Annotated in this window: 21 protein-coding genes and 1 tRNA gene; 10 read left to right on the forward strand and 12 right to left on the reverse strand. The window is 62.8% G+C overall.

Annotation, left to right across the window (positions count from 1 at the left end; genetic code table 11):
- Positions 1 to 109 precede the first annotated feature (109 nt).
- Positions 110 to 2,377, forward strand: coding sequence for an NADP-dependent malic enzyme (locus tag ABD923_RS12630; RefSeq protein ID WP_259548563.1), 2,268 nt, complete (start codon positions 110 to 112; stop codon positions 2,375 to 2,377).
- A 21-nt stretch (positions 2,378 to 2,398) separates the two neighbouring features.
- Here the strand turns inward: ABD923_RS12630 and ABD923_RS12635 are convergent, their stop codons facing one another.
- The 4 genes from ABD923_RS12635 to dnaK all read right to left on the reverse strand — a co-directional run bounded on the left by ABD923_RS12635 (position 2,399) and on the right by dnaK (position 6,588).
- On the reverse strand, positions 2,399 to 2,845 hold the full coding sequence (locus tag ABD923_RS12635) for a c-type cytochrome (RefSeq protein WP_259548561.1): 447 nt from the start codon (positions 2,843 to 2,845) through the stop codon (positions 2,399 to 2,401).
- A gap of 1 nt (position 2,846) precedes the next feature.
- On the reverse strand, positions 2,847 to 3,290 hold the full coding sequence (locus tag ABD923_RS12640; protein ID WP_259548560.1) for a c-type cytochrome: 444 nt from the start codon (positions 3,288 to 3,290) through the stop codon (positions 2,847 to 2,849).
- Positions 3,291 to 3,427: 137 nt separating this feature from the next.
- Positions 3,428 to 4,594 carry a molecular chaperone DnaJ gene (gene dnaJ / locus ABD923_RS12645; protein ID WP_259548557.1) on the reverse strand — a complete coding sequence of 389 codons (1,167 nt, stop codon included), beginning with the start codon at positions 4,592 to 4,594 and terminating at the stop codon, positions 3,428 to 3,430.
- A gap of 77 nt (positions 4,595 to 4,671) precedes the next feature.
- Complete coding sequence (dnaK, locus tag ABD923_RS12650) at positions 4,672 to 6,588, reverse strand: molecular chaperone DnaK (protein ID WP_222189885.1); 1,917 nt, start codon at positions 6,586 to 6,588, stop codon at positions 4,672 to 4,674.
- A 183-nt stretch (positions 6,589 to 6,771) separates the two neighbouring features.
- On the opposite strand from dnaK, the gene ABD923_RS12655 reads away from it, so the two are divergent.
- Positions 6,772 to 7,374, forward strand: coding sequence for an alpha-ketoglutarate-dependent dioxygenase AlkB family protein (locus ABD923_RS12655; protein ID WP_259548555.1), 603 nt, complete (start codon positions 6,772 to 6,774; stop codon positions 7,372 to 7,374).
- Here ABD923_RS12655 and ABD923_RS12660 read toward each other — a convergent pair.
- Positions 7,371 to 8,192, reverse strand: coding sequence for an ABC transporter permease (locus ABD923_RS12660; RefSeq protein WP_259548553.1), 822 nt, complete (start codon positions 8,190 to 8,192; stop codon positions 7,371 to 7,373). The two genes, ABD923_RS12655 and ABD923_RS12660, sit on opposite strands and share 4 nt — an antisense overlap.
- Before the next feature lie 152 nt (positions 8,193 to 8,344).
- On the opposite strand from ABD923_RS12660, the gene cysQ reads away from it, so the two are divergent.
- The 8 genes from cysQ (at position 8,345) to ABD923_RS12700 (ending at position 17,528) form a co-directional block, all read left to right on the forward strand.
- Entirely contained in the window at positions 8,345 to 9,142 is a 798-nt protein-coding gene (gene cysQ, locus ABD923_RS12665) for a 3'(2'),5'-bisphosphate nucleotidase CysQ (protein ID WP_259548551.1), read from the forward strand.
- A complete protein-coding gene (locus ABD923_RS12670) occupies positions 9,139 to 9,939 on the forward strand; it encodes a 3-deoxy-manno-octulosonate cytidylyltransferase (protein WP_259548549.1) in 801 nt (266 codons plus the stop codon). Before cysQ ends, ABD923_RS12670 begins: the two co-directional genes overlap by 4 nt.
- A complete protein-coding gene (locus ABD923_RS12675; protein WP_259548548.1) occupies positions 9,939 to 11,141 on the forward strand; it encodes a glycosyltransferase family 2 protein in 1,203 nt (400 codons plus the stop codon). Before ABD923_RS12670 ends, ABD923_RS12675 begins: the two co-directional genes overlap by 1 nt.
- A gap of 96 nt (positions 11,142 to 11,237) precedes the next feature.
- On the forward strand, positions 11,238 to 12,131 hold the full coding sequence (galU, locus tag ABD923_RS12680; protein ID WP_259548543.1) for a UTP--glucose-1-phosphate uridylyltransferase GalU: 894 nt from the start codon (positions 11,238 to 11,240) through the stop codon (positions 12,129 to 12,131).
- A complete protein-coding gene (locus ABD923_RS12685) occupies positions 12,128 to 13,384 on the forward strand; it encodes a glycosyltransferase family 4 protein (protein ID WP_345229499.1) in 1,257 nt (418 codons plus the stop codon). Before galU ends, ABD923_RS12685 begins: the two co-directional genes overlap by 4 nt.
- On the forward strand, positions 13,381 to 14,391 hold the full coding sequence (locus ABD923_RS12690) for a glycosyltransferase family 2 protein (protein ID WP_259548539.1): 1,011 nt from the start codon (positions 13,381 to 13,383) through the stop codon (positions 14,389 to 14,391). Before ABD923_RS12685 ends, ABD923_RS12690 begins: the two co-directional genes overlap by 4 nt.
- On the forward strand, positions 14,388 to 16,091 hold the full coding sequence (locus ABD923_RS12695; protein WP_259548538.1) for a beta-1,6-N-acetylglucosaminyltransferase: 1,704 nt from the start codon (positions 14,388 to 14,390) through the stop codon (positions 16,089 to 16,091). The genes ABD923_RS12690 and ABD923_RS12695 overlap by 4 nt, the downstream gene beginning before the upstream one ends.
- A 3-nt stretch (positions 16,092 to 16,094) precedes the next feature.
- Positions 16,095 to 17,528, forward strand: coding sequence for a sulfotransferase (locus ABD923_RS12700; RefSeq protein WP_259548537.1), 1,434 nt, complete (start codon positions 16,095 to 16,097; stop codon positions 17,526 to 17,528).
- Between the two features lie 4 nt (positions 17,529 to 17,532).
- On the opposite strand, the gene ABD923_RS12705 is transcribed toward ABD923_RS12700, so the two are convergent.
- From ABD923_RS12705 to ABD923_RS12735, 7 genes are all read right to left on the reverse strand, one after another.
- Entirely contained in the window at positions 17,533 to 17,997 is a 465-nt protein-coding gene (locus ABD923_RS12705) for a PTS sugar transporter subunit IIA (RefSeq protein ID WP_259548536.1), read from the reverse strand.
- A 72-nt stretch (positions 17,998 to 18,069) separates the two neighbouring features.
- Positions 18,070 to 18,642 carry a ribosome hibernation-promoting factor, HPF/YfiA family gene (gene hpf / locus ABD923_RS12710; protein WP_222189860.1) on the reverse strand — a complete coding sequence of 191 codons (573 nt, stop codon included), beginning with the start codon at positions 18,640 to 18,642 and terminating at the stop codon, positions 18,070 to 18,072.
- Between the two features lie 226 nt (positions 18,643 to 18,868).
- Positions 18,869 to 19,633: an LPS export ABC transporter ATP-binding protein gene (gene lptB, locus ABD923_RS12715; RefSeq protein WP_222189858.1), complete on the reverse strand. Its 765-nt coding sequence runs from the start codon at positions 19,631 to 19,633 to the stop codon at positions 18,869 to 18,871.
- Positions 19,630 to 20,133 (reverse strand): LptA/OstA family protein, encoded by a 504-nt coding sequence (locus ABD923_RS12720; protein ID WP_259548533.1) that lies wholly within the window; start codon positions 20,131 to 20,133, stop codon positions 19,630 to 19,632. The genes lptB and ABD923_RS12720 overlap by 4 nt, the downstream gene beginning before the upstream one ends.
- A gap of 10 nt (positions 20,134 to 20,143) precedes the next feature.
- Positions 20,144 to 20,752 (reverse strand): LPS export ABC transporter periplasmic protein LptC, encoded by a 609-nt coding sequence (lptC, locus tag ABD923_RS12725; protein ID WP_259548531.1) that lies wholly within the window; start codon positions 20,750 to 20,752, stop codon positions 20,144 to 20,146.
- Between the two features lie 13 nt (positions 20,753 to 20,765).
- Positions 20,766 to 21,377, reverse strand: a complete 612-nt coding sequence (locus ABD923_RS12730) for a ribonuclease D (protein ID WP_259548529.1) — start codon at positions 21,375 to 21,377, stop codon at positions 20,766 to 20,768.
- 52 nt (positions 21,378 to 21,429) lie between these two features.
- A tRNA-Leu gene (locus ABD923_RS12735) sits at positions 21,430 to 21,516 on the reverse strand.
- Positions 21,517 to 21,550 lie beyond the last annotated feature (34 nt).

A 21,550-nucleotide genomic window follows, 5' to 3' on the forward strand; every position in this document is an offset into this window, starting at 1 on the left:
CCGGATGACACTACGCAAGCGCGCGCCGGGATTGAAGCGGCAAAGCCGTCATTGTCGTCGCTTTTTCTGCCCGCTAAGACGTGACGACGCGCAAAGGGAGGGACGAGGCTTGGCCGAGAAAACACGTATCACGCGGGACGAGGCGCTTGCCTATCACCTGGAGCCGACGCCGGGGAAGATCGAGGTCCTGGCATCGACCCCGATGACCACGCAACGTGACCTGAGCCTTGCCTATTCGCCCGGTGTGGCCGTCCCCTGCGAGGTGATCGCGGAAAACCCTGAAACCGCCTATGATTACACGACCAAGGGCAACATGGTCGCCGTCATCTCGAACGGGACGGCGGTTCTGGGCCTCGGCAATCTCGGCGCGCTGGCCTCCAAACCGGTGATGGAGGGCAAGGCGGTGCTTTTCAAACGCTTTGCCGACGTCAACGCCATCGATATCGAGCTGGATACCGAGGACCCGGACGAGTTCATCAAGGCCGTGCAGCTTATGGGCCCGAGCTTCGGCGGTGTGAACCTCGAAGATATCAAGGCGCCGGAATGCTTCATCATCGAGCAGGCTTTGAAGGAAAAGATGGATATCCCCGTCTTCCACGACGACCAGCACGGCACGGCGGTCATCTGCGCCGCCGGCCTGATCAACGCGCTGCACCTGTCGGGCAAGAAGATCGAGGATTGCCGGATCGTCCTGAACGGCGCCGGGGCCGCCGGGATCGCCTGTATCGAGCTGCTGAAAGCCATGGGCGCGCGGCATGAAAACTGCATCGTCTGCGACACGAAGGGCGTGATCTACCAGGGTCGAACGGCGGGCATGAACCAATGGAAATCGGCCCATGCCGTCGCCACCGACATGCGCACGCTGGAAGAGGCGATGGAAGGGGCCGACGTGTTCCTGGGCGTGTCGGTGAAGGGGGCGGTGACGCAGGACATGGTGAAATCCATGGCCGACAACCCGGTCATTTTCGCCATGGCGAACCCCGACCCCGAGATCACGCCGGAAGAGGCGCACGAGGTGCGTGTCGATGCCATCGTCGCCACCGGGCGGTCTGATTATCCGAACCAGGTGAACAACGTCCTCGGCTTCCCGTATCTGTTCCGCGGGGCGCTGGATATTCACGCCCGCGCCATCAACGACGAGATGAAGATCGCCTGCGCCGAAGCGCTCGCCGCCCTCGCGCGCGAGGACGTGCCGGACGAGGTGGCCATGGCCTATGGCCGCAAGCTGAGCTTCGGGCGTGACTACATCATCCCCACACCCTTCGATCCGCGCCTGATCTACACGGTGCCCCCCGCCGTTGCGCGGGCCGGGATGGACACGGGCGTGTCGCGGCGGCCCATCGTCGATCTGGAAGGTTATGCCGATGGTCTGCGCGCGCGGATGGACCCGACCAGTTCCATCCTGCAAGGTATCTATGCACGGGCGCGGAATACGCAGGCCCGCATGATTTTTGCCGAAGGTGATGATGTCCGCGTCTTGCGCGCCGCTGTCGCCTATCAGCGCAATGGATTGGGCAAGGCGCTGGTGGTGGGCCGCGAGTCCGACGTGAAGGACAAGCTTGAGGCGGCGGGCCTTGGAGATGCCGTGCGCGAGTTGGAGGTCGTGAACGCCGCCAATACCGAGCATCTCGAAAGCTACAAATCCTTCCTTTACCAGCGTTTGCAGCGCAAGGGCTTTGATCGGCACGACATCCACAAGCTGGCCGCGCGGGATCGCCACGTCTTTGCCGCGCTGATGCTGGCCCATGGCCATGGCGATGCGTTGGTCACGGGGGCGACACGGAAATCAGCCCATGTGCTTGAGATGATCGGCAAGGTCTTTGATGCCGGTGCGGCGGATGGGGCGGTCGGGATCACCGCCTTGCTGCACAAGGGCAAGATCGTCCTAATCGGCGACACGCTGGTCAATGAATGGCCTGCCGAGGCCGATCTGGCCTTGATCGCCGAGCGTGGGGCGCATGTCGCCCGCGAATTGGGGATCGAACCGCGCGTGGCCTTCGTCAGCTTTTCGACCTTTGGCTATCCGGTCAGCGAACGCGCCGAGAAAATGCATCGCGCCCCGGCCGTTCTGGACCAGCGTGGCGTGGATTTCGAATATGATGGCGAGATGACCGTGGATGTGGCCCTGAACCCCAAGGTCATGGCGCAATACCCGTTCTGCCGCCTGTCCGGGCCCGCGAATGTGTTGGTCGTACCGGCCCGCCATTCGGCCAGTATCAGCGTGAAACTGATGCAGGAAATGGCGGGGGCCACGGTGATCGGCCCGATCCTGACCGGGTTGCAAAGCCCAATTCAGATCTGTTCGACGGTATCCACGGCAAACGACATCCTGAACATGGCGGTGATGGCGGCCTGCGAGATCGGGCGAAACCGCTGATCGAGGGACCGGCCCGCCGCGTCAGTGCGGCGGGTTTCGCATCGCTTGAATGTCCTGCACGCGATCCGGCCAGGTCGACCGGATATAGGCCAGAACTTCCCAGATTTCCTCGTCGCTCAGCGTGCCTTCGAAGGCCGGCATTCCGCTGCGAAAATCCGCAATACCGCGCTGGGCAAGCGCGCCCTGACCGCCAAGGCGCGTGTAGTCGAACAGCAAGACATTATCGTGGTGCCAGGTGTGCCCCGTTTCATCATGCGGTGGGGCGGGCAAAACGCCGTCCGGCCCGGGAAAACGCCAATCCTCCTGCCCTTCGAGGTTGGCCCCGTGGCAGGACGCGCAGTGATCGGCATAAAGCGCTTGGCCATTCTCGACATCCCGGTCCAACAACTCGTGACCGGCATGGGCGGATAGGGCCGAAACACACAATGCGGCCACCAAGGCCGGCCGTGAAAACCTTGTCATGCGCATGTCACTCCTGCCTGTAGATATCATGGCACCCCGAGCATGTTTCCCCGATGCTCTGAAGCGCAGGGCGCACATCGCCAAGGGTTTCGATGCCTCCGGCCAGTTCACCTGCGGCCATCTCCAGTCGGTTGGCCCTGTTGGTGAAATCCGCGAATTCCAGCCAGATCGTGTCCAAGGCTTCTGTGGCCGGGTCATCCCCGGGGTTCCGGAACAGCGGCACGATCTCGGAAGACTGAGTCCGAAGGTCCTGCAAGGCCTGGTTTGCCAATGCCCGGTCGAACGCGGTGGTGCCCCGCATCATGTTCACCAGCGCCTCAACGCTGTCTCCCATGTCGGTCATGTTATTCATCCGGGCTAGGACAGCCGGGTTTTCTACGCCCTGATGCGCGACGGCGGCGGTTCCGATGGCGACGGCAACCCCAAGCGTCAAAGCACTTGATAGCTTCATGAAAATTATCCCTGTTTGCGCAGCGAAAGGTTAACTGGCGTCAGGGCAGCCATCCAGTCACGTTTTCTCAAGGTCGCTGGCAAGGAACCCACGAAAAAGGCCCCCGAAAACGGGGGCCTGTTCGCGGTCCGGTTGGGTCAGCTTGCCAAGTCGTCCCAGAATTTCTTGACCTTGTCGAAAAAGCCCGACGCGTTGGGGTTGTTCGACTGGGAAAAGCTCTCTTCGAACTGGCGCAGCAGGGCCTTTTGTTCGCTGGTCAGTTTGACGGGTGTCTCAACGGCCAGTTCAATATACATGTCGCCGCTGCCCGACCCGCGCAGGGCAGGCATGCCCTTGCTGCGCAGGCGCATCTGGCGGCCCGACTGGCTGCCTTCGGGCACTTTCACCCGGCTGCGGCCGCCGTCGATGGTGGGTACTTCGACCTCGCCCCCCAGCGCTGCCGTGACCATCGAAACCGGCACGCGGCAAAACAGATCCATGCCATCGCGCTGGAACAGCGGATGATCTTCGACCTCGATAAAGATGTAGAGATCGCCGGCCGGTCCACCGCGCAACCCGGCCTCACCTTCACCCGACAGGCGGATGCGGGTGCCGGTTTCGACACCGGCGGGGATGTTCACGCTGAGTGCGCGGTCTTTCTGCACGCGCCCAGCGCCACCGCAGACCGAGCAGGGGTTCTTGACGATCTGGCCAGCACCCGAGCAGGTCGGGCAGGTGCGCTCGACGGTGAAGAAGCCCTGCTGCGCGCGGACCTTGCCCATCCCCGAACAGGTGGGACAGGTCACAGGCTCCGATCCGCCGTCCGATCCGGTTCCGCTACAGGAGGAACAGGGCACCGAGCTGGGCACGGTGATCTGCTTTTGCAGGCCCGAATAGGCCTCTTCGAGGCTGATCCGCAGGTTGTACCGCAGGTCGGAGCCACGCGTCGCCCGGCTGCGGCGTCCGCCCCCAGGGCCTCGTTGGCCGCCCATGAAATCGCCGAACAGATCTTCGAACACGTCGGAAAAGGCGCTGGCGAAGTCGCCCTGGCCCGGGCCGCCGCCATATCCCCCGGCGCGAGGACCACCCGCCATGCCGCCATCGAAGGCCGCGTGGCCGAACCGATCATAGGCCGCCTTCTTCTCGGGATCCTTCAGCACATCATAGGCCTCGTTCACTTCCTTGAACTGGGCCTCGGCATCGGGGTTGTCCGAGTTGCGGTCGGGGTGAAGCTCTTTCGCTTTCTTGCGATAGCCCTTCTTGATCTCGTCCGCGGACGCGCCGCGCTCGACCCCTAGAACCTCGTAGTAATCGCGTTTTGCCATGGGTTTTCCGTTCCTCCGGAAATGCAGGGGCCGACCCGGTTTCCCGGACCGGCCTCGGCACGGATCACGTTACGAGATCACGACCGCTTGCGATCGTCGTCGAGATCTTCGAAATCGGCGTCCACGATGTCGTCATCCACGGGGCGCGCTTCGTCTTCGTCCGATGCCTCGCCGGCCTCGGCCTCTTCCTGTTGCGCCTTGTAGATGGCTTCACCCAGCTTCATCGAGGCTTCGGTCACGTTCTGGATGCCGCCCTTGATCTTGCTGACTTCGCCGGTCTCAAGTTGTTCCTTGAGGTTCTTGATGGCCAGTTCGATCGCTTCGACCGTGGTCGGATCGACCTTTTCACCATGCTCCTCAAGCGATTTCTCGGTCGAGTGAATCAGGCTTTCGGCCTGGTTCGTGGTTTCGACCAGTTCCTTGCGCTCCTTGTCGGCCTCGGCGTTTTCCTCGGCCTCGCGCACCATGCGGTCGATATCCTCGTCCGACAGACCACCCGACGCCTGGATGGTGATCTTCTGCTCCTTGCCGGTGCCCTTGTCCTTGGCGCCGACCGACACGATGCCGTTGGCGTCGATGTCGAAGGTCACCTCGATCTGCGGCACGCCGCGCGGGGCGGGCGGGATGTTCTCCAGGTTGAACTGACCGAGCATCTTGTTGTCGGCCGCCATCTCGCGCTCACCCTGGAAGACGCGGATGGTCACGGCGTTCTGGTTGTCCTCGGCGGTCGAGAAGATCTGCGCCTTCTTGGTCGGGATCGTCGTGTTGCGGTCGATCAGGCGGGTGAAGACCCCACCCAGCGTTTCAATACCCAGCGACAGCGGCGTCACGTCGAGCAGGACAACGTCCTTCACGTCACCTTGCAGAACACCGGCCTGGATGGCGGCGCCCAGGGCCACGACCTCGTCAGGGTTCACACCCTTGTGCGGCTCTTTCCCGAAGAAGTTGGTCACTTCCTCCACCACCTTGGGCATGCGGGTCATGCCGCCGACCAGAACCACCTCGTCGATCTCGCCTTTCGACAGACCGGCATCTTTCAGAGCGGCCTGGCAGGGCTTGAGCGACTGCTTGATCAGGTCGCCAACGAGGCTTTCCAGCTTGGCGCGGGTCAGCTTCATGACCATGTGCAGCGGCTGACCGTTGGACCCCATCGAGATGAAGGGCTGGTTGATCTCGGTCTGGCTGGAGCTGGAAAGTTCGATCTTGGCCTTTTCCGCCGCCTCTTTCAGGCGCTGCAGGGCCATCTTGTCCTGGGTCAGGTCGACCGAATGCTCTTTCTTGAACTCTTGCGCCAGGTAATTGACGATCCGCATGTCGAAGTCTTCACCGCCAAGGAACGTGTCCCCGTTGGTCGACTTCACCTCGAACAGGCCGTCGTCGATTTCCAGAATGGTGATGTCGAAGGTGCCGCCGCCAAGGTCATAGACCGCGATCGTCTTGCTGTCCTTCTTGTCGAGACCGTAGGCCAGTGCGGCCGCCGTCGGCTCGTTGATGATGCGCAGCACTTCCAGACCGGCGATCTTGCCGGCGTCCTTGGTGGCCTGGCGCTGGGCGTCGTTGAAATAGGCGGGAACCGTGATGACGGCCTGCGTCACATCCTCGCCGAGATAGCTTTCGGCGGTTTCCTTCATCTTGCCGAGGATCTGCGCCGAGATCTGCGAGGGGCTGTACTTCTCGCCATTCACCTCGACCCAGGCGTCGCCGTTGCCGCCATCGACGATCTTGTAGGGGACAAGACCCTTGTCCTTCTCGACTTCGGCGTCGCCGAGACGGCGGCCGATCAGGCGCTTGACGGCGAAGATGGTGTTTTCGGGGTTCGTCACCGCCTGGCGCTTGGCCGGCTGGCCGACGAGGCGTTCATCGTCGGTATAGGCGACGATCGAGGGCGTCGTGCGCGCCCCTTCGGAGTTTTCGATGACCTTGGGCTGGCTACCATCCATGATAGCGACACAGGAGTTGGTGGTGCCGAGGTCGATACCGATCACTTTGGCCATGGTTGTCTGGTCCCTTTCTTCAAGCGAACGGGCGGGGCGGGTCCGATCGCGGCCCCCGAGCCGCCACTTCTGACGTGGAATGTGACCGACCCGATTGCACGCCGAGCCGGTTTCGGTCGCTATATAAGTAGGGGTCCATACCCCTGCAAGCGTTGCACGTTATGTGAAAGACGAGATTCATAGATGAGCGAGATCGATCTGAACGGCGTGAGGGTTCTGCCCGGCTTGCTGAACCGGGCGGACCAGGTCGCACTGGTCGAGGATCTGCGACGCGTGGTGCAGGCGGCGCCGCTGTTTCATCCCGTCACGGCGCGGGGCAAGCAAATGTCGGTGCGGATGACCTCGGCCGGCGACTATGGCTGGGTTTCGGACCGCCGCGGCTATCGCTACGAGCGCCTGCATCCGCAGGGGATGGAATGGCCCGCGATCCCCTCCATCGCGCTGCGGGTCTGGCGGGAGGTATCCGGGGTGGATCGCCCGCCGCAGTGCTGCCTTGTCAATTTCTACGATGAAGGCGCGCGCATGGGGCTGCACCAGGACCGGGACGAGGCCGATTTCGACATGCCGGTGGTCTCGATCTCTCTCGGAGATGAGGCCTTGTTCCGGGTCGGCCAGACCACGCACGGCGGGCCGACCAAATCCATCTGGCTGCGCTCGGGCGACGTGGCTGTTCTGTCCGGGGCGTCGCGGCTGGCCTATCACGGCATAGATCGGGTCAAGCCGGGCAGTTCCACCCTCTTGCCGCAAGGTGGCCGGATCAACCTGACGCTTCGGGTGGTGGATTAACGCTTGGCGTCCCAGCTCACCGAGGCATGCTTGCGCGTGTAGAAATCGCCCAAGGTGCCCAAGAGGATCAGCACCAAGGTCGCGTAAAGCGGGTACTGCCAATTGGTGTAGTGGGGAAAGTAGTTCACGAAGGTGAAGCCGCGGGCCTGGTCGATGATGTGAAACAGCGGGTTCCAGTCGAACATGCTGACCATGAAGCTAGGCATCATGTTGGCGACGAACATCTTGCCCGAGGCGATCATGTTGGCGCGGACATAGACCAACTGGAGGATGGCGACGACATCCGGGGCCCAGGGTTTCAGCGCCAGCAGGATCAAGCCCACCGCGCAGCCCGATCCCCAGGCCAGCAAGAACATCATGAACGCGCCCGCCCAGTCATGCAGTTCGATCGGTGACACCAGGGTGTGCAGGCAGAAAAGGATCACCAAAAGGCTGATCGTCTTGACGTATAGCGTGGACAGCGCCGCAGAGAGGATCGAGACGAGCGTGTTCATCGGCGCGTGCTGCATCATGGACGAGGTCGGCCCATCGGTGCGCATGATCGCCGTCACCGCCTGAATGTGGGAGAGATACAGGAAAATCCCCGTCAGCAGGTACAGCATGAAATCCCCGCGGATCGCCATCGTGCGGGTCCCGAGGAGGTTGAACATGAAATAGAACGCAGCGACGAACAAAAGGCTTTGCATGATGCTCAGCCCGATCGCGACCATGGCGTTGCCATGAGTCTGGCGCACGCGACGGACCGAGGCGTGATAGGTCACCCCGAGGAAATTGAAGAAAAGCGCCCAGGTGGACGTCGGTTTCGTGGTCTGGAACATTCCGCTCGGCCTCGAACTGGTTTGGGTCGCGTTTTGACGTCTCAATTGGGCGATTATGTGACCCGGTCGCAGAGCTTCTCTTGCCGTTTCGTGTTTCGGAAACGATAACGCGGGGCAGGTTTCGGATCAATCAGACGCAAGGGGCTGGCGCTTTGGACAATGAAGAATTGATGAAAGTGTTGCGGCGCGCCGCGATTGAGGGTGGCCGCAAGATCATGGAGATCTACGAGGCCGATGATTTCGACGTCCGCGCCAAATCGGACGATAGCCCGGTCACCGCCGCCGACGAAGCCGCCGATGCGATCATTTCCGAACATCTGCGCGCCGCCTTTCCCGATATCGCCCTCGTCACCGAAGAGCAGGCCGACAGCCACGACCAGACCGCCGACCGGTTCCTGATTGTCGATCCGTTGGACGGCACCAAGGAATTCATCCAGCGCCGTGGTGATTTCACCGTCAATATCGCGCTGGTCGAAAACGGCACCCCTGTTTTCGGCGTGGTCTATGCCCCTGCGAAGGAGCGGCTGTTCTACACGCGCCCGGATGGTCAAAGCGTCGAGGAAACCGGCGCGTTCGATCTGGAAACCCCCGGACCTACCACCGAGATCCACGTATCGCAGCCCGACAATGGCGCGCTGCGGGTCGTTGCGTCTAAGTCCCACCGCGATGCCGCGACGGATGCCTATATCGGCAAATACGCCTGCGCCGACATGAAAAGCGCGGGTTCGTCTTTGAAATTCTGCCTCGTCGCCACCGGGGAGGCCGATCTTTACCCCCGGCTTGGCCGCACGATGGAATGGGACACCGCCGCCGGGGACGCAGTGTTGCGCGGGGCCGGTGGCCAGATGGTCCGTTTCGACGATCACGCCCCCTTCACCTACGGCAAGGACGGGTTCGCGAACGTGTTCTTCATCGCCTACGCCCCGGGCGTCGATCTGAAACCGGCATGAGCGTCGTTTGTGTCATCCCGGCGCGCTTTGCCTCGACGCGCTATCCCGGAAAACCCCTTGCCGAGTTGCGCGGCGCGACAGGCGAGTCGCGCAGCCTGATCGAAAGAAGCTGGCGTGCCGCCTGCGAGGTCGATCAGTTCGACGCGATCTATGTCGCCACCGACGATGATCGTATCGCCGAGGCCGCAAAGGCGTTTGGCGCGGATGTTCTGATGACCTCGGACACGTGCCGGAACGGAACGGAACGCTGCGCCGAGGCGCTGGGCCTTCTGGGCGACGGTGTCGAGATGGTGGTCAACCTTCAGGGTGACGCGCCCCTTACCCCGCCCTGGTTTCTCGTGGCGTTGATCGAGGGGTTGCGGTCCGACAGCCAGGCGGCACTGGCCACGCCCATCCTGCGCTGCGACGGAGAGACCTTGGCCGCGCTGAAGGCGGATCGCGCGGCAGGGCGCGTCGGGGGAACGACGGCGGTGTGCGACAGCGAAAAGCACGCGCTCTATTTCTCGAAAGAGGTCATTCCCTATACCGCGCAAGACTATGCGCCCGACGCCGAAACGCCGGTGTTCCACCATGTCGGGGTCTATGCCTACCGCCCTTGGGCGCTGCATGCCTATCCCGACTGGTCGGTCGGGCCTTTGGAAACGCTGGAAGGCCTGGAGCAGCTCCGCTTCCTCGAAGCCGGTCACAAGGTCCGCTGCGTCGAGGTCGAAGCCCGCGGGCGCAAGTTCTGGGAACTCAACAACCCCGAGGATATCCCCCGCATCGAATCGATGCTGTCGGAGATGGGGCTGCCGTGATGGCCAAGCCTCGGCTCAGCGTGGTGGTGGTCAGCCATGGTCGCCCCGCCGCGCTGTGCCGGTGCTTGCTGGGTTTCCATCAGCAGGACGCGGGCGATGTCGAGGTCGTCGTCGTGGCCGATCCCGACGGGTTATCCGCCATCTCCAGGCTGCCCTTTCATGCGCGGTTGAAGACCGCCCTGCAGCAAGGCGAAAACATTTCGACCGCCCGCAACGATGGTGTTGCACTTGCCGCGGGCGACGTGGTGGCCTTTGTCGATGACGATGCCGTGCCTGCCCCGACATGGGCAACGCGGGTCAAGGCGGCCTTTGCCGAACAGCCCATGATCGACGCGATGACCGGCCCCGTGATCGGTCGCAACGGGATCAGCCTGCAATGGGGCGAGACTGGCGTCGACCGGACAGGCCGTGATCGTAATCTGTCGGACGGCGATGGGGTCGTGCGCAAGCTGCATGGCACGAACATGGCAATGCGCCGGTCCGTGTTCGACCGGATCGGCGGGTTCGATCCGGCCTTCGCCTTCTATCTCGACGATACGGACTTCGCCATTCGCATGGCCGAGGCTGGCCTGCAGTCGGCCTTGACCTGGGACATGATCGTACATCACGGCTTTGCCGCCAGCGCGCGCCGCAGCGAAGATCGCGTGCCGCTGAGCTTGCATGATATCGGCGCCTCGACCGCTGTGTTCCTGCGCAAGCATGCAAGCGAAGGTGAAATCGAGGCTCAGATCGACCAGCTTGTCGCGGATCAGCGCCGGCGATTGCTGCTTCTAGCCCGGCGACGAAAGATCGACGCGCGTGCGATGCGGGAGTTGATGGAGAGCCTTCATGCCGGTCTCGAAGACGGGCGTCAAAGGCGCACCTCGCATCCGCAGGTTACCCCGGCTAATCTGCCGTTCCTGCCTTTGCGCGATGCGCCGGCCACAGGCTGGTCGATCCTGTCGGGCTGGCGGCACCAGGCATCGCGTCTGAGGCGGGAAGCGGCGGATCTGGTGGCAAGCGGTCAGAGAGTGAGCCTGTTCCTGTTCGAGCCGACCCCCCGCAAACACAAGGTCAGTTTCACCGAAGGCGGATGGTGGGAACAGACGGGCGGTTTGTTCGGCCCCTCGGACCGCGATGGCCCGCCTGTGCAAGCCTGGCGGTTTCAAACGCGGCTGGACACGGAATTGGCCCGCGTTCGCACCGAAAGAGGCCACGATTGACGGATTTCATTGTTTCGAACCCAGCAACGATTCAGTAATGTTATTCATGTAGATAGTGCACAAGCGCCGAACGGCGGTGATCCATAAGGGGCAGTTATGAAACGGAAAGTTACAAAGGCAATCTTCCCCGTGGCCGGTTTGGGCACGCGATTCTTGCCAGCGACCAAATCGATCCCGAAAGAGATCATGACCTTGGTCGACCGCCCCTTGATCCAATATGCCATCGACGAGGCGCGCGCCGCTGGAATCCGCGAATTCATCTTCGTGACCAGTCGCGGCAAAAGTGCGCTGGAAGACTATTTCGATCAGGCGCCCGAGTTGGAAAATTCCCTCCGCAAGAAGGGCAAGGACGATCTTCTCGCCGCCCTCAAGACCACCAACATGGAGTCGGGCGCGATCGCCTATATCCGCCAGCACAAGGCGCTTGGCCTTGGCCATGCCGTTTGGTGCGCGCGGCGTCTTCTGTCGAACGAACCCTTCGCGGTGATCCTGCCCGATGACGTGATCGCGGCGGAAACGCCCTGTCTTCAGCAGATGGTCGAAGCCTATGAAGAGCTTGGCGGCAACATGGTCGCCGCGATGGAAGTGCCTGACGACAAGACGCACGCCTACGGCATCCTCGACGTGAAAGAGGATATGGGCAGCGTCGTGTCGGTGAACGCGATGGTCGAAAAGCCGGAGGCCGGCACCGCCCCCTCGAACCTCGCGGTGATCGGGCGGTATATCCTGCGCCCGGACGTGATGGGCCATCTGAACCGGATCAAGACCGGCGCCGGCGGAGAGATCCAGTTGACCGACGCCATCGCGCGCGAGATCGAGGACGGCGACAATGTCTATGGTTTCCGCTTCCGCGGGCAGCGGTTCGATTGCGGATCGAAGGCCGGTTTCCTGCAGGCGACGGTGGCCTTTGGCTTGGCGCGCGAAGACCTGCGCGACGAATTCACCGAGTATCTGACCGACGTGATCTCGGCCCGGACAGCCGCACAGTGACAGCCCTGTCCGGTGGACCGGGCGAGATCTGGCTGGACGTGACGCGCCTGCTGACGCGGGTGGGACGCGGTGCCTTGACCGGCATCGATCGCGTCGAGATGGCGTATCTCGACCATCTCCTGGCATCGGATGGCGCGTGTCGTTTCTTGTGCCGCACGACGCGGGGCTACCTTCTGCTTGGCCGTGAGGGTGGTCGGGCGCTCGCCCATCTGGCCACGGGACAAAAGCCACTGGACCAGGCCGATACGTGGTCCCGGATCACCGGGCGGGGCGCACGCCCGCGTCACCGGGCCGAGGCCACCCTGCGCCCCTTCGCAGTGGACCGTTGCCCCCATTGGGGCTTGTCCCGGCTTCTTGGCAGGAAGCTCGAGGGCGAAACAATTTACCTGAATACCGGTCACGCGAACCTGATGGAACAGACCCTTCTGCCGTTGAAATCCGCGGGCGTAGAAATTGGCGTGCTGATCCATGACATCATTCCAGTGTCGCATGCGCAGCTGGTGCCGACCGGGCAGGCCGAAACCTTTTCTCGGAAACTGTCGGCCGCGCGGACCTATGGCGACCTCGTGATCTGCAATTCGCGCGACACCGCAAACCGGCTTTCCGCGCTTTGGGGTGACGGCGCGGACCACCCCGCGATCGAGGTGGCTCATCTGGGCGTGACGTCGTTCCATCCCTCTGCGGGGCAAGACCGCGATCCCACGCGGTTCGTGATGATCGGCACGCTCGACCCCCGTAAGAACCACGCGGTCATCCTCGACGCGTGGAGCCTGCTGGCCGACAGTGAGGACCCGGCAGAGCTGCCGCATCTCCACATCATCGGCGCCCCGGGCTGGCGCGGCGCAGAGATCGAGGCCGCGATCCGGGCCCACCCGCTATTCGGCACGCATATCCACCTGCACGGCCCCCTGCCGGATGCGCAACTGTCGCGGCATCTCTCTCGGTCCAGCGCGCTGCTTTACCCCTCGCTGGCCGAGGGGTTCGGCCTGCCCCCGTTCGAAGCCCTCGCGCATGGGGCGTTGCCGATCTGCGCCGATCTTCCGGTCTTGCACGAAGTCCTTGGCGCGCAAGCCGTTTACCTGCCCCCGAACGATGCCTATTCTTGGGCGGAAACGATTATACAACGAATGGCAGGCATATTGGCAGGGCCGGACAGGTCCGATGTCGAACTGCCCCGATGGCAGGATCATTTCGAAACGGTCTCCGGGCTTTTGCAACGGCCCGGCGGGATTGAGCGGGAAGGAAAGGGATGAAGGCGGCAAGACGCTATGCCTTGCGCCTTGAGCGCCGAAAATACCTCGTCCGCGCCTGGCGGAAGAGCCGTTCCCTGCTGCCTGTCGCCGACCGCACCGACGCCATCCGCCCGAAAGACATCCTGTGTTTCTGCACGCTGAGAAACGAACGCGTGCGGCTGAAATATTTCCTGTCCTATTACCGCGACCGGGGCGTTTCGCATTTCTTCTTCGTCGACAATGACAGCGAGGATGGCACGCGGGAATACCTGGCCCAGCAGCCCGATTGTTCCGTCTGGACCACGGATGCCAGCTACAAGCGGTCCCGCTTCGGGATGGATTGGATCAACCGCCTGCTGCGGATTTACGGGCATGGGCATTGGTGCCTGACCGTCGATCCGGACGAATTCCTGGTCTACCCGTTCTCGGATACCCGGCCGATCCCCGCGCTGACCGATTGGCTGGGCGCGTCCTCGATCAAGAGCTTCGGGACGATGCTTCTGGATATGTATCCCAAGGGTGCGATCACGGCGCAGCCCTATGCCGAGGGGCAAAACCCGTTCGAGATCGCCTGTTGGTTCGACTCCGGCAACTACACGATCGAGCGGAACTGGGTTTACGGGAACCTCTGGATTCAAGGCGGCCCGCGCGCCCGCGCCTTCTTCAAGGATCTGCCCGCGCGCGCGCCCGCGCTTAACAAGATCCCGCTGGTGAAGTGGCACCGGTCCTACGCCTATGCCAGTTCGACCCACATGCTTTTGCCGCGCGGGTTGAACCTCGTGTACGACGAATGGGGCGGGGAGAAGACCTCGGGCGTGCTGCTCCATGCCAAGTTCCTCGACATCTTCACCGAGAAGGCCGCCGAGGAGTTGGAGCGGCGCCAGCACTACGCCGCCAGTGCCGAGTATCGCGCCTATCATGACGGGTTGAACGCGAACATGGATTTCTGGACCCGCTGGTCCGAGAAATACATCAACTGGCGCCAGCTCGAGATCCTTGGCCTCATGTCGAAGGGGAACTGGGCATGAGCACGCTGGGATTCGTCATGCTCTGCCACACGGCGCTGCACCGGGCGGCGCAAGTGGCCCGCCATTGGGCCGAGCGGGACTGCCCCGTTGTCATCCACGTCGACAAATCCGTCGGCCGCGAGCGCTACGATAAGTTCCGCAAGGACCTGGCCGACCTCGAAAATGTCCGCTTCTGCAAGCGCCATCGCTGCGAATGGGGCACCTGGTCCCTGGTCGAGGCGAGCCAGACCGCCAGCGAGATGATATTGAGGGAGTTTCCGGGCGTCCGGCATGTCTACCTCGCCTCGGGATCCTGCCTGCCGCTGCGCCCCGTGGACGATCTGCGCGCCTACCTGTCGGCGCGGCCCAACACCGATTTCATCGAAAGCGTCACCATTCGAGACGTCGATTGGACGGTCGGCGGCCTGAACGAAGAGCGGTTCCAGTTCCGCTTTCCCTTCTCGTGGAAACGCAATCGGCATCTCTTTGACCGTTATGTCGAGTTGCAGCGCAAGGTCGGGTTCCGCCGCCGCATCCCCGAGGGGATCGTCCCCCATCTGGGCAGCCAGTGGTGGTGCCTGACCCGCCAGACCCTCTCCGCGATCCTCGAAGACCCGCGGCGCAGAGAGTTGGAGCGGTATTTCAAGCTCGTCTGGATTCCCGACGAAAGCTACTACCAGACGCTGGCCCGGAATTACGCGCGCAATATCGAAAGCCGGTCCCTGACGCTGTCCAAGTTCGACTTTCAGGGCAAGCCGCATGTCTTCTACGACGACCACCTGCACCTGCTGCGCCGGTCGGATTGTTTCATCGCGCGCAAGATCTGGCCCAAGGCGACCCGTCTCTATGCAACCTTCCTGAGTGCCGATCACACGGGCGAACGCATGGCCGAACCCGCACCGGGCAAGATCGACCGGGTGTTTTCCAAGGCGCTGGAGCGGCGGACGCGGGGTCGCTCCGGCCTCTACATGCACAGCCGCTTTCCCAACAAGGGCTGGGAAAACGGGCGCACCGCCGCGCCCTATTCGATGTTCCACGGGTTCAATGACCTGTTCGATGATTTCGAAGGCTGGCTGTCGCGGCGTCTGGGCACGACGGTTCACGGCAACCTCTTCGCGCCGCAAAAGGCGCGGTTCGCGGGCGGCGGCGATGTTTATGCCGGCTGCCTGTCGGCCGATCCGAAACTGCGCGATTACAACCCCGAAGCGTTCCTGAAAAACCTGATCTGGAACACGCGGGGCGAGCGGCAGGTCTTCATGTTCGGCCCGCAAGACACGCAGCAGCACGGCGCCTTCATGGCCAACGATGCCAATGCGCAGATCTCTGTGATTACCGGGGCCTGGGCGGTGCGGCTGTTCTCGGCCAATCGCAACTTCGCCGATATCCGGGCCGAGGCCGCGCGATTGCAGCGGCGCGAGGTGACGTTTATCGAAACCCTGCGCGAACGCGGCGCGCGGGCCGACATCCGGATCTGGACGCTGGCCGAGTTCATCGAGGATCCGATGGAAAACCTGCAAGGCATCCTCGACGCGATGGAGGGTGCGCCCCTGCAACGGCTGACCGAGGCGCCGCGCATGCGCGACCTGCGCGGGTTCCCGCAGTTCCTGCAAAGTCTCAAGAACCAGGGAATGAACCCCTTCGTCGTCGGAGATTTCCCGCAAGAGGGCTATGGCCCGCCCATGCAAACCGGCGATGGCAGCCGGCCCTACCTGGTGCAGTAAGCGATGACCCGACCCTTCGATGCCTTCGTTCTTTTCGCGGAAATGCGGACCGGGTCGAATTACCTCGAAGATTCGCTGAACGCGTTTCCCGACATCACCTGTTACGGCGAGGTCTATAACCCCACCTTCCTCGGCCATCACAACCGGTTCGAGCTGTTCGGCTACGACATGGAGCGGCGCGAGAAAGACCCCCTTGGCCTTCTCGACCGCATGATCGAGGCCACGGACGGGATCGCCGGTTTTCGCCTGTTTCACGATCATGATGACCGGGTGGTCGATGCCGTGTTGCCCAACCGGCGGATCGCCAAGGTCATCCTGACGCGCAATCCCTTGGAAAGTTATGTCAGCCGCAAGATCGCCAGCGAAACCGGCCAGTGGCGTCTGACCGACATGAAGAACGCGAGGACGGCCAAGATCCGCTTCGACGCGGGCGAGTTTGACGATCTGCTCGATGCGCTCATCCCGTTTCAGGACAGGCTCAGGCACGGATTGCAGGTCTCCGGCCAGACGGCGTTCCATATCCGCTACGAAGATATCAATGATCCCGAGATCCTGAACGGCTTGGCGCGTTACCTCGGCTCGGCGGCAGAGGTCGAGAAAACCTCTCAGAAGCTGAAGAAGCAAAACCCCAGCGACCTGCGCGACAAGGTCGAGAATTACGACGAGATGGTCGCCGAGCTTCAGAACCTCGACCGGTTCGGCCTTGATCGCGCGCCTGATTACGAACCGCCACGGCAGGCGGGCGTGCCGGGCTACGTCGCGCACCCCGAGGCGGGGCTTTTGTTCATGCCGATCAAGGGCGCACCCGAGACTGCCGTCCTCGACTGGATGGGCAAGATCGGCGGCGTGGGGCGGGACAACCTGCTGCGCAAGATGAGCCAGAAGGACCTGCGAGCGTGGATGAAGGCGCATCCGGACTATCGCAGTTTCACGGTCCTGCGCCACCCGGTGCTTCGGGCGCATGTCGTGTTCAACCGGTTCATCCTGCCGAATGATCGCCCGATCTATGCCGATCCGCGCAAGATCCTGCGCCAGCGTTACAACTTGCCCATTCCCAACCATGCCCCGGATGAAAGCTGGACGGCTGAACACCACAAAGAGGCGTTCGCGGTGTTCCTTGGCTTCCTCAAGGGCAACCTCGCGGGCCAGACCAGCATTCGCGTGGACAACGCTTGGGCCAGCCAGACCGGGCTGTTGCAGGGCATGAGCACCGTTGCGCTGCCACAGGCCACGGTGCACGAGGATGACATGGCGACGATGCTTCCCATGCTGGCGCGTGCCGCAGGTGTGGAGGATGTTCCCGATGTCGGGGCCGAGGCGTTGCCGGGTCCCGTCGCGCTGGATGCGATTTATGACGGCAAGATCGAGAAAGCGGTGATCGAGGTCTATCGCCGCGATTACCTGAATTTCGGATTTCCGCGCTGGAATCGGCGCTGAGGTATCAGGCGGCCTGGCTTGCCTGTGCGTCGGTCAGCAGGGTGTGCAGCGTGGCAGGGTCGGAATTGGCCCGCAGCTTGGCACACAGGGCCGCGTCCCGCAGCGTGCGCGAGACAAGCGCCAGCGCCTTGAGGTGATCGACGCCCGTATCGCTGGGCGCAAACAGCGCGAAGATCAGGTCGACCGGTTGCTTGTCTGCCGAATCGAAATCGATCGGACGCTCCAGTTTCAGGAATGCGCCCTGAACCTCGGTCAGGTCATGAAGGCGGGCATGGGGCAGGGCCACGCCATGGCCAACCCCGGTCGGGCCGAGGCTTTCACGCTCTTGCAGGGCGTCGAAGATGGTCGACGATTTCAGCCCGATCAGACCTTCGGCAAGGTCTGCGATGCTTTGCAGCAAGCGTTTCTTGCTCGACACGTCGCTCACGACTTTCACCGCTTGCGGCTTGAGTAGTTGCGAAAGGTCCATGCCTGTATCCCTTTGTAGCAACCGCCCCGGACCGTTTCACGGTGGGGGGCGGCGCAAAATCTTAAGTGGGTCTCAGAGGCTGGGGTCGATCCAGCCCACGTTGCCGTCGTCGCGGCGATAGACGACGTTCACCTTGTCATGTTTCTCATTGCGGAACACCAGCAGCGGCGCACCGGCAATTTCCATCTGCATCACGGCTTCACCGACCGACAGAGAGGGGATCTTGGTTTCCATCTCGGCCACGATGATCGGCTGCAGCGTTTCCGGTTCGGCATCTTCGTCATGCGCTTCGGATGAGGCGAGGATATACGTGGGCGCCTGCATGACATCAATGGGCTGGGTCCGCTCGCGGTGATGGTCTTTCAGGCGACGCTTGTAACGGCGCAACTGTTTTTCCATCTTGTCCGCCGTCTTCTCGAAAGCGGCGTAGATTTCATGCGCAAGGCCCTTGGCCGAGGCGGTCAGGCCGGTCGAAAGGTGAACCGTCGCTTCGCAGACGAATTCCGCGCCGGATTTCGAAAAGATCACCGTCGCGTCCGTGGGCCGCTCGGCGTATTTTTCGACCACAGCATTCAGGCTGTCCTTCACATGGGTCTGCAAGGCATCGCCGATGTCGATTTGCTTACCGCTGATTTGATAACGCATGATGTCTCCCGATTTAGTGGCGCAGGAATGGACTCAGCCGGGGACGACTGCAACCCTGCGCAAGGTGTTTTTGACTTGTCCGGGGTTCTTTCCTGCGCGGCTTCGGGGCGCAATGCGGCGCGAAGTCCGGCGTTCGGAAAGGGATGAAGCGAGCGCGGTCATCGCTGATATTTGGCCGTGAGTCTGGGGTCCGTGTCAATCCAAAGCAGAACGCGGGGGGCGCTTTTCACCCGATACTGAAGGTCTCGCCAAGGTAAACACGGCGAACGGTTTCGTCGCGCACGACCTCGTCGGCGGTGCCGGACATGATGATGGCGCCGTCATGCAGGATGTAGGCGCGATCCACGATTTCCAGCGTCTCGCGCACGTTGTGATCCGTGATCAGAACCCCGATCCCGCGTGTCTTGAGCTCTCCCACCAGATGGCGGATGTCGCCCACCGCGATCGGATCGACCCCGGCAAAGGGTTCGTCCAGCAGAACGAAGCGCGGGTTCGAGGCAAGACAGCGCGCGATCTCGGCCCGCCGCCGTTCCCCACCCGAGAGCGACAGGGCAGGCGCGCGGCGCAGATGTTCGATGGAGAACTCGGTCAGCAGCTCTTCCAACCGCTCCTTGCGGCGGGCGCGCTTCTTCTCGACGATTTCGAGAATGGCCATGATATTGTCTTCGACCGAGAGGCCGCGAAAGATCGACATTTCCTGCGGCAGGTAGCCGATCCCGGCGCGGGCCCGGCGATACATCGGAAACAGGGTCACATCCTGCCCGTCGATGGTGACCGTCCCGCCGTCGGGTGTGATCAGGCCCGCGATGCAGTAAAACGACGTGGTCTTGCCCGATCCGTTCGGGCCCAGCAGCGCCACGACCTCGCCCCGGTTCAGCTCAAGCGAGACATCGCGGATCACGAGGCGGCGCTTGTAGCTTTTGCGCAGGCGATCGACGCGCAGGCCGGTCGCCCCACCGTCAGTGACCGAAAGGTGCAGCCGCTCGCTCATTCCGATCCGCCGGTATCCAGGACCGTGCGAACGCGTCCGTCGACCGATCCGTTCCCGGTGCGCATGTTCACGACCATTCGGTCCCCGGCCACCGCTGTTGTGCCCTGGGTGACAAGGACATTGCCGCGCATCGTCAGCATGGCGGTTTCGACATCGTAGCGCGCTTCGCTGCCTTCGGCGGCGTCTGCCCCGCGCGTCACCAGAACGCCGCCGGTGGCCACGACTTCACGCACCTCGTTGCGCCCGGTCTGGTCGGAATAGAGGATGCGCACCTGCCCCGCGGCCATCCGCAGATCACCCTGCACCACCAGAACATTACCCGAGAACACGGCCTCTCCGGTCGTCTGGTCCAGTGTCAGCCCATCTGCCGTCACCTCGACCGGCTGGTCGGGATCATAGGCCACCCCGCCAAAACCGACCTCCACCTGGGCGAGCGTCATCCCCGGCAGCCCGGCCGCAAGGCACAGGCCCAAAATCCCACAGATCAATAGCTTGCGCATTTCGCGCTCCTTAATTCTCCGGCTGATATAGCAGCCGGACACCGCCGGTGAAACTGACAACCGCACCTTCCGACGGTCCGGTCACCTCCATTGCACCTGCGGTCAGGGTAATGCCCGGCCCGGTGATTTCGACATCCGTGTCCGTGCTCAGGCCGGTCTGGGCCAGCAGGACATGGATTTCCTCGGTCACCAGGCGGTACCCAAGCTCGGTCGTGGCCGTGACGCCGCCGAACAGGTCGGCCACCTGCCCGGCAAGGTCGATATACCCGCTGGCCGCATCCAGCGTCAGAACATCGCCATCGGGCAGCGCCATGCGGCCCGAGACGTTCTCGGTCGCGATGGCCTCGGTGCGGGTGCGGTCGGCGTCGAAACTTGGCGTCGCGGCATCGGCCACCAGCGTCAGTTCGCGCCCATCTTCGAGAACACCCGCAAAGCGCGGCTGGGTCAGGCGCTGTTCGCGGGCGAGTTCTTCGACATCGACCTCGGCGTAAGGAATCGCTTGCTCGGGGTCGGGCGGGTTCGCGAACAGGAAAAGCGTTGACAACAGCGCCAGCGCAGCCAGCGGCAGGGTCAGTTTCAGACCCATCACCACCGTGCTGTAGCGACTGCCGCTTGCCATGCTGCGTGATCTTTCAGTGCGCGAAAATGTCGATCTCGGGCCAGCCGGCAAGGTCCAGCTTGGCGCGGGTCGGCAGGAACGCGAAACAGGCCTGCGCGATCTCCATCCGCTCCTCGCGGTCCAGCCGCTTGTTCAGGGCCTCGCGCAGACGATGCAGGTAAAGCACGTCCGAGGCCGCGTAGGCCATTTGCGCCTGGGTCAGTTCGGCTGCACCCCAGTCCGAGGTCTGCTGCTGCTTGGAAATGTCGATATCGAGCAGCTCCTGAAGCAGGTTTTTCAGCCCGTGACGGTCGGTATAGGTGCGGATCAGCTTGGACGCGATCTTGGTGCAATAGACCGGGGCGGCCAGCGCACCGAAGGCATTGTACATCGCCGCGATGTCGAAGCGCCCGAAATGGAACAGCTTCAGCACATCCGGATCGGTCAGCATCCGGCAGAGATTCGGCGCTTCGGTCTGGCCCTTGTCGATCTGGACCAGGTGCGCGTTCCCATCGCCCGACGACATCTGCACAAGGCACAGCCGGTCGCGTTGCGGGATCAGGCCCATCGTTTCGCAATCGATGGCCACGACCGGGCCAAGGTCCAACCCATCGGGAAGATCGTTTTGGTAAAGATGGATGGTCACGCCCTATCCCTTTCCTGCGTGGTTGGCCCGTGATGCGGACCCCGGAAGGGGATGGTGCCCAGGAGAGGACTCGAACCTCCACGTCCATACGGACACTAGCACCTGAAGCTAGCGCGTCTACCAATTCCGCCACCTGGGCCGGTGTCGTGGAAGCGGCTGATATAGCGGCTCCG

This window comes from [Roseibacterium] beibuensis (genome assembly GCF_039542305.1).
GTDB lineage: Bacteria > Pseudomonadota > Alphaproteobacteria > Rhodobacterales > Rhodobacteraceae > Roseibacterium > Roseibacterium beibuensis.